The organism is Mucilaginibacter sp. GW821-FHT07G05 (assembly GCF_059418565.1).
Genome location: NZ_JBWKQC010000002.1, coordinates 385,667 through 399,946, shown reverse-complemented (window position 1 = coordinate 399,946; position 14,280 = coordinate 385,667). Strand labels below are relative to the sequence as shown.

Sequence of the window (14,280 nt, the reverse complement as noted above, 5' to 3'; positions counted from 1 at the left end):
GTTGTTAACTGCTGCGTTGGTTCTTAGTTGGTTAAAAATTTATAGGTGGTTTCGGTATGGTACACCTGTCCCGGTTTTAACTCTGTAGACGGGAATTTTGGTTGATTTGGCGAATCGGGAAAATGCTGTGTTTCCAAACAAAATGCCGAACGCAAGCCATAAGCCTTACCGCCCTTACCATCATGATCGGCACCGGTTAAAAAGTTACCGCTGTAAAACTGCACGCCCGGTTCGGTAGTGTACACTTCCATTTTAATACCGGTTTGCGGGCTGCTTACAATAGCGATAGGCTGCTTGCCATCATTTTTATTAAGCACAAAGTTGTGATCGTAGCCTTTGCCATTCTTCAGTTGTTCATCTTTAACGTCAATATCTTTGCCTATAGCCTTGGCCGTAGTAAAATCAAAAGGCGTACCTTTTACCGGTTGCAATACACCGGTTGGTATCAGCGTGGTATCAACAGGATTAAATGTATCGGCGTTTATTTGCAATACGTTATCTGTAATGGTTGGGCTGCCCGCGCCGTTAAGGTTAAAATAAGCATGATTGGTAAGGTTTACCACCGTTGCTTTATCAGTAGTAGCGTGGTAAACTATCTTTAGGGCGTTATCATCAGTTAAGGTATAAGTTACTTTAACTGTTAACGTGCCCGGGTAACCGCCCTGGCCGTCATCAGATATATAAGTAAGTTCGAGGTTTTGATCGTCGACCTGTTTAGCATCAAAAACCTGCGCGTAAAAACCTTTAAGGCCGCCATGCAGCGTATTTACACCATCGTTAATATCTAACTGGTATGTTTTGCCATCAAGCGTGAATTTTCCTTTAGCAATACGGTTACCGTAACGACCTATTATAGCACCGAAGAAAGGCTCTTTCGGTTTTTGATAGCTTTTTAAACTATCGTATCCTAAAACCACGTCAGTCAATGCTCCTTTATTATCGGGTACTAACAAACTCACCAGCCTGCCGCCGTAATTGGTAATGGCTGCCTCGGCGCCGCTTTTGTTCTTTAACACGTACAGCTCAACTTGTTTATCGTTGATGGTTGCTTCAAAGTTTTTCTTTTCGGGGATCATTTTGTTTGTAGATACTGAATCCTGCCCGCCGCTTTGCTTGCCAGCCTGATTATTGCAGGCAGTAAATAGTGTTGCCGCGCAGCAGCTTGTAATAAATAGGTTAATAAAATTTCTTTTCATAAGATATTAATACTAAAAGTGACAGCAACAGGCTTTAACCTTTATATGGCGCGGCTTGTTGTATTGTTATATAATTGGTTGCTTATAATTTATAAAGGGCTACAAGAGCCTTTTAATTAAAATCGAAGATATAATAAAATATTTAATTGTTAAAAAAACACTTAAAATATTTTTCATAAATGCAGTGTATTTGTTACACTAATTACTAACTAAAAGCGAAGCTAAAACGTAACAATACATCAAAATGGGTACACGTTTTATTTTGAAAAAAAATTTAATTCTTATAAGTACATTTGTTTTTTTTAGAAAAATCACATAACGTTATAAAATGCAGAAATATTCGAAACAGACCAGGCTCTTACTTGCAGTTGATTGTATCATATTTGGTTTTGACGGAGAAACTTTAAAACTCTTGCTAATAAAAAGAGGTTTTCAGCCCGAAAAGAACAACTGGAGTTTAATGGGTGGGTTTGTTCAGCCTGATGAAAGCTTAGACCAGGCATCTAACCGAATATTAAAGCAACTAACTGGATTAGAGGGTGTTTACTTAGAACAACTGCATACTTTCGGTAACCCGCTGCGCGATCCTATTGAGCGTACCATATCAGTAGCTTACTTCGCGCTGGTTGATATACATAAGTACGAAAAGCAGATCAGCGCTGATTACCACGCCGAATGGTTTTCGTTGAAACGCGCGCCAAAAATCATCTTCGACCAGCAGGAGATGGTAGAATTGGCCAAACAACGCATCCGTTATAAAGCGGCTTTACACCCTATTTTATTTGAATTACTGCCCGGAAAGTTCACTTTACCTCAATTACAGAACCTTTACGAATGTGTTTTCAATACAACCATTGATAAGCGTAACTTTAGTAAAAGGGTACTGGCTACAGGCCTATTGATTAAGCTGAACGAGAAAGATAAAGCAGGTTCAAAGCGCGGCGCGTACTATTACCAGCTGAACATGCAAAACTACTATGCTAAATTTCAGGCGTTTATGAACTTCATTCCTAACCCGGATTCTATCGGCCTGTAAGCCCTTTTCAAGCTCTTTCTTATTTGCAATAACCGGTGTAAACATGCCCATGTTTTTACACTAAGCCTCCCCTGTGAATTTATTTTTAAATGTTTTTTTGTAAAAATTTCTTTTTGTCAAAAAATAAGTGTTATTTCGACAACAATTATTAATCTTTATGAGTAAGAACCAATATGTAATTGGAGTTGACTATGGGTCTGATTCCGTTCGATCTGTGATTGTTGATGCCGCTAACGGCGAAGAGATCGCATCATCAGTATACTACTATCCGCGCTGGCAAAAGGGGCAGTATTGCAACCCGGCCGCCAACCAGTTCAGGCAGCATCCGCTTGATTATATTGAAGGTTTAGAATTTACGATAAAGGATTGCATACGTTTAGCCGGCGGCGATGAAGTGGCCAAAGCCGTTAAAGGCTTATCGGTTGACACCACAGGCTCAACACCGATAGCGGTTGACAGCACCGGTACCCCGCTTGCCCTTACCCCGGGTTTTGAAGAGAACCCTAACGCGATGTTCATCCTTTGGAAAGACCATACCGCGGTTAACGAAGCCGCCCAGATCAACGAGCACGCTACAAAGTTTGATACCAATTATCTTAAATATGTAGGCGGAATTTACTCGTCGGAGTGGTTTTGGGCCAAACTGCTGCGCATTGTAAGAGTCGACAAAGGCGTGGCCGAAGCGCTGCACTCATGGGTAGAGCATTGCGACTGGATCCCGTTCTTACTTACCGGCGGTACCGATGTAAAAGAAATTAAGCGCAGCCGTTGCGCGGCCGGACATAAAGCCCTTTGGGCCGAAGAATTTGACGGCCTGCCGCCCGATGAGTTCTTCTCCTCATTAGACCCGATTTTGGGTGGCATCACAGCAAAATTATTTAAAGATACCTATACATCTGACATAGCCGCAGGCAACTTAAGCCGGGAATGGGCCGATAGGTTAGGCCTTTCTACCGATGTGGTAGTAGGCGTTGGCGCTTTCGATGCCCACATGGGTGCAGTAGGCGGGCAAATTGAGCCTTACCATTTAAGTAAAGTAATGGGTACTTCCACCTGTGATATACTGGTTGCGCCAAGCGCCGATGTAGAAGGTAAACTGGTACGCGGCATTTGCGGACAGGTGAACGGTTCGGTTATTCCCGGTATGGCCGGTTTAGAGGCCGGGCAATCTGCCTTTGGCGATACTTATGCCTGGTTCAAAAACATCCTGTCGTGGCCTTTAAATAACTTGCTGGCACAGTCAGCCGTACTTGACGCGCAAACCGCGGCTGCTTTAAAAGAAGAACTGGCAGAAGCGATCATACCCGAGTTGAGTCGCCAGGCAGCATTACTGCCTATAGAAACCGGCAACGAATTGGCGATTGACTGGTTTAACGGCCGCCGCACCCCGGATGCCGATCAATCTTTAAAAGGAGCTATCACCGGTTTAAACCTGGGTACTGATGCACCGCGCGTGTTCCGTGCGCTGGCCGAGGCTACTTGCTTTGGTGCCAAAAGCATTGTTGACCGCTTTGTGCAGGAAGGCATCCCCGTTAAGGGAATCATCGGTATAGGTGGTGTGGCTAAAAAGTCGCCGTTTGTAATGCAAATGATGGCCGATGTATTGGGCATGCCTATCCGCATCCACCAGTTTAAACACACCTGTGCTTTGGGCGCGGCCATGTTCGCGGCTGTTGTAGCAGGCATTTACGCCACGGTAGAAGAAGCGATGGAAGGTATGGGCCGTGGTTTTGATGTAGAATATCAACCAAACAAAGAGAACGAAGCGGTTTACCAAAACCGTTACGAGCAATATAAACGCCTGGGCGAGTTTACCGCTAAAGAAATTGCCGCTAAAGCTGCCGTAAGTGAATCATCTAATTCGGTATTGGCATGAGCAAGTATCAGCATATAAAACAAAGCGCTTACGAGGCCAACATGAAACTGCCTAAACTGGGTTTAGTGCTATTCACCTTCGGTAACGTAAGCGCCGCCGACCGTGAGCTGGGGGTATTCGCTATAAAACCAAGCGGTGTGCCGTACGAAGATCTGTCGCCCGAAAAGATGGTGATTGTTGATTTTGATGGTAAAACTATCGAAGGCGATCTGCGCCCGTCATCAGATACCCTTACCCATGCCGTATTGTATAAGCATTGGGATCATATCAACGGCATCGTGCACACACACTCCACTTATGCCACCGCCTGGGCACAAACACAAAGGGACATACCTATTTTCGGTACCACACATGCCGATCATATTACGGTTGATGTGCCCTGCGCCCCACCAATGAGCGATGAGATGATTGCCGGTGATTACGAATACCAAACCGGTTTTCAGATAATGGATTGCTTTAAGGAAAAAGGCTTGAGTTATGAAGAAGTAGAGATGATACTGGTAGGCAACCACGCCCCTTTTACCTGGGGCAAAACCGCCGACAAAGCCGTTTACAACAGCGCCGTTTTAGAAACCGTTGCCCAAATGGCCTACCTCACCGAGCAGATCAACCCGCAAGCCCCGCGCCTGAAGGATGCCCTGATCAAAAAACATTTTGAGCGCAAACATGGCCCTAACTCATATTACGGCCAATAACCAACCATAAAATATAAAGCCAATATGGTATATAAATATATTCTGTCTTTACTGTTCGTAAGCGCGTTGGTTAATCTGGCTTCGGCGCAAAGCGTTTACAGTCCGGATAAAAAAATAGAGGTTGCATTTAAGCTGAAGGCAGGCAAGCCTGTTTATACAGTCGCGTACAATAAGCAACCGGTTATCAACGAATCGGCTTTAGGTATAGCGCAAAGCAATGCAAATCTGTACAGTGGCTTAACGCTCAAAAGCACATCGGCAATAAAACCGGTTAAGGATAGCTACACCATGCTGAACGCAAAGAAGAGCCAGATTAGCTACACGGCCAACCAGGTTACTTTTAGCTTAGCTAATGCTGATAAAAAAGCAGTGCAGATCATCTTCAATGTATCAAACGATGGAGTTGCTTTTCGCTACCATTTCCCGGGGCAAACAGATACCGCCGTTACCATAACTAAAGAGTACACCGCCTTCAACTTTGCGCCAAGTACCAAAGCATGGCTGCAACCCAAAGCCGAAGCACAAAGCGGTTGGGAACATACTAATCCATCGTACGAAGAATATTACGAGCAGGATATCCCCGTAGGAAAAACCGCCAAAAATGGTTGGGTATACCCTGCCCTGTTTAAAAGCGGCAATGCATGGCTGCTGATCACCGAAGCCAATATGGATGGTACTTATTGCGCTACACATTTGGTTAACGATTCGGCAAGTACGGTTTATCATACCGGTTTCCCGGATGCACGCGAGCTTTTTACCGGCAAAGGTTTATTACCTAAAGACGCTGCTTATTCGCCATGGCGTGTAATTACTATTGGCGGATTGAAAACCATTGTTGAATCAACCTTAGGTACCGATTTGGCTAAACCTGCGCAACAATCGCCAAAGGCAGATTATATAAAACCGGGCAAAGCGGCCTGGAGCTGGATCATGAGCAAGGATGACTCCATCACCTATACCGAAACCATCCGTTATATTGATTTGGCCGCCAAAATGAAATGGCAATATTGCCTGGTAGATGTTGACTGGGACACCAAAATTGGCTATGATAAAATAAAGGCGCTCGTTGATTACGGCGCGCAAAAAAATGTGGGCCTGCTGCTTTGGTACAATTCTGCCGGGCCATGGAATACCGTAAAATATCACCCTAAAGATAAATTGCTCACTCATGAAGGCCGCGAAAAAGAGTTTGCCCGCTTACAGCAAATGGGAGTTAAGGGTGTTAAGATAGACTTTTTTAATGGCGACGGCCAAAGCATGATACAGTATTACATTGATATACTGAACGATGCCGCCAAATACAAGCTATTGGTAAACTTTCACGGTGCTACACTGCCGCGTGGCTGGGCACGTACCTACCCGCACCTGATGAGTACCGAAGCGGTGAAAGGTTTTGAGATGGTAACCTTCGAGCAACGCGGTGCCGACATGCAGGGTAACCATTGCGCCATGCTGCCCTTTACCCGCAACGCTTTCGACCCGATGGATTTTACCCCGGTGAACCTGTACAAAATACCTACCCAAGTTATCCGTAAAACCAGCAGCGGTTTCGAGCTGGCTTTGAGCGTGCTGTTCCTCTCGGGCATCCAACACTATGCCGAATCTCCCGAAGGCATGACCCACGTACCCGATTTTGTAATCGATATGCTGAAAACATTACCCGATAACTGGGATGATGTAAAGTTTATCGATGGTTACCCCGGCAAATACGTGGTGATAGCCCGCAAAAGTGGCAACACCTGGTATGTGGCCGGTATCAACGGCGAGGGTGCTGCTAAAACACTGAACCTTGACCTATCAGCCTTAAATAAAACAACCGGCACCATAATTACCGATGGTAAAGAGCCTTTATCCTTCAGTAAAAACAGCATCAGTTTACCGTCAAATAAAAAAATAAAAGTAACCATGCAGGCCAATGGCGGCTTCACCATGGTACTTAACTAAGCTTATAAATTTAAACACAGCTATATAAATAACACACAATGATAGATTTAAAAACATTTGAAGTTTGGTTTATAACCGGCAGCCAGCACTTATACGGCGAAGAAACTTTGAACCTGGTTGCAGAGCATTCAAAAGAAATTGCAGCCGGATTGGACAGCGCGCAGGAAATACCGGTACGCGTGGTATTTAAACCAACCGTAAAAACCACCGAAGAAATATACGACACCCTGCTTGCAGCCAACAGCGCCGAAAACGTAATTGGTGTAATCACCTGGATGCATACCTTCTCTCCTGCTAAAATGTGGATCCGTGGTTTAAGCATTCTTAAAAAACCATTGCTGCACCTGCACACTCAATACAACCGCGATATTCCGTGGAGTTCTATCGATATGGATTTCATGAACCTTAACCAAAGCGCGCATGGCGACAGGGAGTTTGGTTTTATGGTATCGCGCATGCGTAAAAACCGCAAGGTAGTGGTTGGTCACTGGCAAGATAGCGAAGCATTGGCCGAAATAGGTGCCTGGACACGTGCAGCAGCCGGTTGGTACGATTGGCAAGGCGCTAAGTTTGCCCGCTTTGGCGATAATATGCGCTATGTTGCCGTTACAGATGGCGATAAGGTTGAGGCCGAACTGAAATTTGGTTTCGCTGTAAATACTTATGGTATTGGAGATTTGGTTGCATTAATCAATAACGTAAGCGAAGAGGATATTCAAAACCTCATCAGCGAGTACGAAGCAACTTATACAATGGACGCCGCTTTATTAAAAGGTGGTGAAAAACATGCATCGGTATATGAGGCTGCAAAAATTGAAATAGGCTTACGTAAGTTTTTGGTAGATGGCGGCTTTAAAGGTTTTTCAGATACGTTTGAAGACCTGCATGGCATGATCCAATTACCGGGCCTTGCCGTACAGCGCCTGTTGGCCGATGGCTATGGCTTTGCTGGTGAGGGCGACTGGAAAACAGCGGCTTTGGTACGCGCGTTCAAGGTGATGGGTGCAGGTTTGCCGGGTGGCAATGCCTTTATGGAAGATTATACTTATCATTTCGACCCCAATAACGCCCTGGTATTAGGCTCACACATGCTGGAGGTTGACGCTTCTTTGGCCAACGGTAAAGCAAGTTTAGAGGTGCACCCATTAGGTATTGGCGGCAAAGCCGATCCTGCACGCCTGGTATTTAACGTATCGGGCGGCGCGGCGCTTAACGCTTCTATTGTGGATATGGGCAACCGTTTCCGTTTGTTAATTAACGAAGTTGAAGCCGTTGAACCACAGAACGACCTACCTAACCTGCCTGTAGCACGTGTGCTTTGGAAACCACTGCCTGATATGAAAACAGGTTGCGCGGCATGGATCTACGGCGGCGGCGCTCACCATACCGCATACAGCCAAAATTTAACAGCCGAACACTTACAGGATTTTGCCGACATGGCCGATCTTGAGTTCTTAGTGATCGGTAAAGACACCAAACTGGCACAGTTCCGTAACGAGATCCGTTGGAACGATATTGCTTACAAATAGTATTTCCTACTCCCCTAATTAAAGATACCGGCGGCCGCATTTATATAATAATGGGCTATCGTGGCCACCGGTATCTTCCATATCAAAACTAATTAAACCGAATTATGAGTAAATTTTCAACCATTGATTACGTCATCTTCGTGATCTACTTTATTGCGGTATCCAGCTATGGTTACTGGGTATACAGCCGCAAAAAAGTTAAAGGCGTATCAGATAGTAAAGACTTTTTCCTTGCCGAAGGATCGCTCACCTGGTGGGCTATCGGCGCTTCGCTTATCGCGTCCAACATATCTGCCGAGCAATTTATCGGTGCCAGCGGGCAGGGTTTCGCGGTGGGTTTGGCCGTTGCCGCTTACGAATGGGTTGCAGCTATAGCCCTCATTATTGTAGCCGTTTGGTTTGTGCCGGTGTATCTTAAAAATAAGATATTCACCATGCCGCAGTTTCTGCATACCCGCTACAACGAAACCGTGAGCTTTGTAATGGCCATCTTTTGGCTGTTTCTTTATGTATTCGTTAACCTTACCTCTATACTTTACCTTGGCGCGCTGGCGCTCAACAACTTGGCAGGCGGCAGTCCGGATATGATGCATGGCATCATCATCGCGCTGGCTATTTTCGCATTGTTTATTACCCTTGGTGGTATGAAGGTGATCGGTTTTACCGATGTTATACAGGTTTTAGTGCTGGTAATTGGCGGTTTGGCAACAACCTACATCGCCCTTACTTTGGTGAGCGAAAAATTTGGTTTAGGTAAAGATGCCATGGCCGGACTTGATGCCATGCTTACCGACGCGCCCGATCACTTTAAAATGATGTTATCCAAACCAAAACCGGGTGCATCGCAAGGCGAAATCAATAAATACCTGGCCCTGCCCGGCATTGCCATGTATTTTGCAGGCCAGTGGATAGTAAACCTTAACTATTGGGGCTGTAACCAATACATTACCCAACGCGCCCTTGGTGCCGATTTAAAAACGGCCCGTACCGGTATCCTCTTCGCCGGTTTAATGAAACTGGCTATGCCTGTAATTGTAATTGTACCGGGTATTGCCGCTTATGTTTTATACAAAAATGGCAGCTTACAACAGGAAATGCTATCGGGTGGTCACTTCAATTCCGATAATGCTTATTCGGCGGTGCTTGGCTTTTTACCAACAGGTTTAAAAGGACTTTCGGTAGCGGCGCTTACCGCGGCTATTGTGGCTTCACTTGCGGGTAAAGCCAACAGTATCTCCACCATTTTCACTTTAGATATTTACAAAAAGCACATCAGCAAAGATGCCAGCGAGAAAAAGCTGGTAATAGTAGGCCGCTTAACCATTTTCGCGGCTATGGTGTTTTCAATATTATTAACCTGGAAAGATTTGCTGGGTATTGGCGGTGAAGGTGGTTTTACCTTTATTCAAAAGTATACAGGCTTTATCAGTCCGGGTATATTTGCCATATTCATTTTAGGTTTCTTCTGGAAACGTACTACAGGCGCGGCAGCTATCGCGGGTATTTTAACCGGTTTTGGCATGTCGGTATTGTTTAACAACTACGCCCCGGCTTTATTCGGGCACGAAACCTTTCTTTATACAGCCTTCCCTAACGGTAAGGGCGGATATGAGATCCCGTTCCTGATATGTATGGGTTTATCATTCCTGTTCACCATCATCGTAATGGTGGCCATCAGCTTCGCCGGACCGAAAATTAACCCGAAAGCACTGCATTTGGATAAGGGCATGTTTAAAGTTGAATCATCAACCCTTGCCTTAATTATATTAACCCTTTTATTACTTACCGCCTTGTACGTAAGGTTCTGGTAACATTACACTAAATCAAACAATTACACCATGAAATTTTTTATTGATACAGCAAATCTTGCACAAATTAAAGAAGCACACGAATTAGGCGTTTTAGATGGCGTTACCACCAACCCTACCCTGATGGCTAAAGAAGGCATCACCGGTCAGGATAATGTGATTGCCCACTACAAAGCCATTTGCGAAATTACCGATGGTGATGTAAGCGCCGAAGTAATTGCTACTACTTATGACGAGATCATTGTTGAAGGTGAAGCTTTGGCTAAACTGCACGAGCGTATTGTAGTAAAGGTACCTATGATCAAAGATGGTGTTCGCGCTATTAAATACTTTACTTCAAAGGGCATCAAAACCAATTGTACTTTGGTATTCTCTGCCGGTCAGGCTTTATTGGCTGCCAAAGCAGGCGCTACTTATGTATCTCCTTTTATTGGCCGTTTGGATGACATTTCAACCGATGGTTTGCAACTGATTGAAGATATCCGTTTGATCTATGACAACTACGGTTACGAAACTCAGATCCTGGCTGCTTCGGTTCGTCATGCTATGCACATCATCAATTGCGCTAAATTAGGTTCTGATGTAATTACTGGTCCGTTAAGCGCAATTACTGCTTTATTGAAACACCCTTTAACTGATAATGGCTTAGCCCAGTTTTTGGCCGACCATGCTAAAGCGGCAGGTAAATAATTATAAAAACGATCACAATATGAAACAAGACATAGCACAATTAGAGCAGACCGCCTCGCAGGTAAGGCGCGATATCGTCCGCATGGTACATGCCTGCCAGTCGGGGCACCCCGGCGGTTCTTTAGGTTGCGCCGATTTCCTGGTGGCACTCTATTTCAACGCCATGAACCACAACCCCGCTTTCAGCATGGAAGGTAAAGGCGAAGATCTTTTCTTCCTTTCTAACGGCCACATTTCCCCTGTTTTTTACAGCGTACTGGCTCATGCCGGTTATTTTGATAAAGCCGAACTGGCTACTTTTCGTAAGCTGAACTCACGTTTGCAAGGTCACCCTACTACTCATGAGCATTTACCGGGTGTGCGTATCGCTTCGGGTTCTTTGGGTCAGGGTTTATCGGTAGCTATCGGCACTGCCTTAGCTAAAAAACTGGATGGCGATCCTTCTCTTGTGTATACATTACACGGTGACGGTGAGTTACAGGAAGGCCAGATCTGGGAAGCGGCCATGTTCGCCCCGCATAACAAGGTCGATAACCTGATCGCTACTATTGACTACAACGGTCAGCAGATCGACGGCCCTACCAGTTTGGTACTTTCTTTAGGCGACCTGAAAGCCAAGTTTGAAGCTTTCGGCTGGGATGTTTTGGATGAGCCTAAAGGTAACGATATGGCCAGTGTAGTTGCCGTGCTTGAAAAAGCCAAGAGCCATACCGGCAAAGGTAAGCCTGTAGCCATTTTGCTGCATACCGGCATGGGTTACGGTGTCGATTACATGATGGGCACCCACAAATGGCACGGTACCGCGCCTAACGATGAGCAATTAACACTTGCCTTAGCGCAATTAGAGGAAACACTGGGAGACTATTAATCCCCCCGGCCCCCTGAAGGGGGAGCTTTTGATCAACATTATTTTTATCACAATTACAAATTCCTAATAAGTCCTCTCCTTTGGAGAGGATTTAGGTGAGGCTTATGAAGAAATATACTTTCACAGAAAAAAAAGATACCCGCTCGGGTTTTGGCGATGGCTTGCTTGAGGCAGGTAAACGCAACCCCGAAGTGGTGGCACTTTGTGCCGACCTGATCGGTTCACTCAAAATGAACGATTTTATCAAGGCTTTCCCTGAACGCTTTTTCCAGATCGGCATCGCTGAAGCCAACATGATCGGCATAGCGGCAGGTTTAAGCATCAGTGGTAAAATTCCTTTTACCGGTACTTTCGCTAATTTTTCTACCGGCCGTGTATATGACCAGATCCGCCAGTCGGTTGCTTATTCTGATAAGAACGTAAAGATCTGCGCTTCGCACGCGGGTTTGACTTTGGGTGAAGATGGTGCGACACATCAGATCCTCGAAGATATCGGCCTGATGAAAATGCTGCCGGGGATGACCGTGATCAATACTTGCGATTATAACCAGACCAAAGCGGCTACCATCGCTATCGCCGAGCACCATGGCCCGGTTTACCTGCGTTTTGGTCGCCCAGTGGTACCTATCTTCACTGATGCTGACCAAAAGTTCGAGATCGGTAAGGCCTGGATGGTGAATGAAGGTGCCGATGTATCTATCTTCGCTACCGGTCACCTCGTATGGGAGGCTATCCTTGCCGGTGAAAAACTGGCCGAGGAAGGTATCGATGCCGAGATCATCAATATCCACACTATTAAACCTCTTGACGCGGAAGCCGTTTTAAAATCGGTTGCCAAAACGGGTTGTGTGGTTACTGCCGAAGAGCATAACCGTTTAGGTGGTTTGGGTGACAGCATCGCGCAATTGTTAGCGACCAATACCCCTGCCCCGCAGGAATATGTGGCCGTGAACGACAGCTTTGGCGAAAGTGGTACGCCTGCGCAACTCATGACCAAATATGGTCTCGATGCCGAGCATATCATCGCTGCTGTGAAAAAAGTCATCAGTAGAAAAAAACAAAACGGATAATTTAATATAAAAATCGTCGTTGCTGCGAGGTACGAAGCAATCTCTAAACTATACAGAGCGGCTCTGCTTACGTAGAGATTGCTTCGTACCTCGCAATGACGATATCCTCTTAAGAACTCACGTTCAAAATTATGCAGTAACGGTTAAAGTAGTATTAGTCACCTTAACTGTGTATTGCTTAAGCGCGGTAGCTGCCGGTCCTAATAAAACAGCTCCGGTTTTACTGAATTCGCTGCCGTGGTTAGGGCAAATGAATTTACCTTGTGAGTTGTTGTAGTTGATAGATGTGCCCTGGTGCGTACAAGCTACCTGTACCGCGGTAAAGGCATCGGCCGTGTTGCCGGTTGCAATACGTACCACTATCACCCCTTTTGCAACCTTAGATGCACCAACTGACGTTAATTCAGAACTCAGGTTAGCCGTAACAAGATCATTGTTACCACCGTTATTCCCCCCGTTGTTACCTCCGTTGTTGTTATTGTTGTCATCGGGTGTAGGGTCATTTTTGGGCGAGCTTCCGCATGATGCAACGCCGCAGCCCAGGCATACGGCGGCGAGGCCGATGCCAAATTTTGATAAAAATTCGTGTCTTTCCATAATGAGTTAGTTTTAGTGCTGATTATTTATAAGTGCCTTTGTGTTTCTTGTTTAAATCAAATACCCTTGTTATGGTAAAGCCAATACGGTATTGCCCCTTACCCCATTTCGATTCGGTATCGGCCAAGTAATTCATTTCTGAAATGGCCTTGGCATTGCTGAAATTGAGCGTAAATACGTGCCCGCCGGTTTCCATCTCAATACCCACACCCGATGCATCGTAGAAGTAAGGACTGGTGCTGTTTTTGCGGAACGAGGAGAAAGGATGCGCGTAATCAAATACGATCCCCATGCGCTTGGTCACCTTTAAACGGCCCGCCGCGGCAAGCGAAAATATATTTTGCTCGTTACCTTGTATGTAAGGGAAAGGCAGATTGTTCCGTAAAAATATCGGCGAGATCTGTAACGATAATTTCGACGAAAACTTACGGGCTATTACCGCCTGTGCTAAATAAGAAAAGCGGTTAGTGTAATCATCAAACACATTGGTTTCTACACTGTAAGGCTTTAAGCCCATGCGGCCTATCAGGGTAACAGCAACCGGTACGTGATCATCTGATGTTTGGTGAAGGATGTTGTATTTGAGACCAAGCTCTATCAGCTGCTCAAATTTGCTGCGGCCGAAATCGATATCGAGGTTATCGGTAACGCCGTATTCAAAGCCGATATAAATGTCGGATGAGTTATCCAGTCCCCACAGCGTTTTGCCGCCGCCATCGGTACCGCCAATATCACCGAAACGGTGAACTACCAAAAAGTTGAGGTTGTTCTTTTTAACGGTTTCGGTAGTTTGCGACAGGATGAGCCGCGTTGACTTGAAGGTGGCTATGACGGGCTCATTTTTTTCGGTACCGCCAAGTGAGTTAAGCAATGAATCGGTAGATGCAGAGTCGGTTTTTGTTTGGGCAAGGGCTACGCCCGCCGTCACGGTGAGTAACAGTATTAACAGGGATTTTTTCATGTGTGATATA

The 14,280-nt window shown here is 45.5% G+C and carries 12 protein-coding genes; 9 read left to right on the top strand and 3 right to left on the bottom strand.

Features of this window, described 5'->3' with window-relative positions:
• Positions 1-23: 23 nt before the first annotated feature.
• Positions 24-1,196, bottom strand: coding sequence for an aldose epimerase family protein (locus AC07NA_RS06120; protein ID WP_494896559.1), 1,173 nt, complete (start codon positions 1,194-1,196; stop codon positions 24-26).
• A gap of 328 nt (positions 1,197-1,524) precedes the next feature.
• On the opposite strand from AC07NA_RS06120, the gene AC07NA_RS06115 reads away from it, so the two are divergent.
• The 9 genes from AC07NA_RS06115 to AC07NA_RS06075 all read left to right on the top strand — a co-directional run bounded on the left by AC07NA_RS06115 (position 1,525) and on the right by AC07NA_RS06075 (position 12,712).
• Positions 1,525-2,232, top strand: coding sequence for an NUDIX hydrolase (locus AC07NA_RS06115; RefSeq protein ID WP_345210141.1), 708 nt, complete (start codon positions 1,525-1,527; stop codon positions 2,230-2,232).
• A 157-nt stretch (positions 2,233-2,389) separates the two neighbouring features.
• Entirely contained in the window at positions 2,390-4,108 is a 1,719-nt protein-coding gene (locus AC07NA_RS06110) for a ribulokinase (protein WP_494896556.1), read from the top strand.
• Positions 4,105-4,803: an L-ribulose-5-phosphate 4-epimerase gene (locus AC07NA_RS06105; RefSeq protein WP_494896554.1), complete on the top strand. Its 699-nt coding sequence runs from the start codon at positions 4,105-4,107 to the stop codon at positions 4,801-4,803. Before AC07NA_RS06110 ends, AC07NA_RS06105 begins: the two co-directional genes overlap by 4 nt.
• Positions 4,804-4,827: 24 nt before the next feature.
• A complete protein-coding gene (locus AC07NA_RS06100) occupies positions 4,828-6,747 on the top strand; it encodes a glycoside hydrolase family 97 protein (protein ID WP_494896552.1) in 1,920 nt (639 codons plus the stop codon).
• A 38-nt stretch (positions 6,748-6,785) separates the two neighbouring features.
• Positions 6,786-8,276: an L-arabinose isomerase gene (gene araA, locus AC07NA_RS06095; RefSeq protein ID WP_494896550.1), complete on the top strand. Its 1,491-nt coding sequence runs from the start codon at positions 6,786-6,788 to the stop codon at positions 8,274-8,276.
• A 104-nt stretch (positions 8,277-8,380) separates the two neighbouring features.
• A complete protein-coding gene (locus tag AC07NA_RS06090; RefSeq protein ID WP_494896548.1) occupies positions 8,381-10,087 on the top strand; it encodes a sodium:solute symporter family transporter in 1,707 nt (568 codons plus the stop codon).
• A 27-nt stretch (positions 10,088-10,114) separates the two neighbouring features.
• A complete protein-coding gene (gene fsa, locus AC07NA_RS06085) occupies positions 10,115-10,774 on the top strand; it encodes a fructose-6-phosphate aldolase (RefSeq protein ID WP_345209184.1) in 660 nt (219 codons plus the stop codon).
• A gap of 19 nt (positions 10,775-10,793) precedes the next feature.
• A complete protein-coding gene (locus AC07NA_RS06080) occupies positions 10,794-11,642 on the top strand; it encodes a transketolase (RefSeq protein WP_494896546.1) in 849 nt (282 codons plus the stop codon).
• A 104-nt stretch (positions 11,643-11,746) separates the two neighbouring features.
• Entirely contained in the window at positions 11,747-12,712 is a 966-nt protein-coding gene (locus AC07NA_RS06075) for a transketolase family protein (protein ID WP_494896544.1), read from the top strand.
• Between the two features lie 129 nt (positions 12,713-12,841).
• Here AC07NA_RS06075 and AC07NA_RS06070 read toward each other — a convergent pair whose 3' ends face one another.
• Together AC07NA_RS06070 and AC07NA_RS06065 are read right to left on the bottom strand one after the other, a co-directional pair.
• Positions 12,842-13,309, bottom strand: a complete 468-nt coding sequence (locus AC07NA_RS06070; protein ID WP_345210149.1) for a QcrA and Rieske domain-containing protein — start codon at positions 13,307-13,309, stop codon at positions 12,842-12,844.
• Between the two features lie 22 nt (positions 13,310-13,331).
• Entirely contained in the window at positions 13,332-14,270 is a 939-nt protein-coding gene (locus tag AC07NA_RS06065; protein WP_494896542.1) for a DUF5777 family beta-barrel protein, read from the bottom strand.
• Between the last annotated feature and the right edge of the window lie 10 nt (positions 14,271-14,280).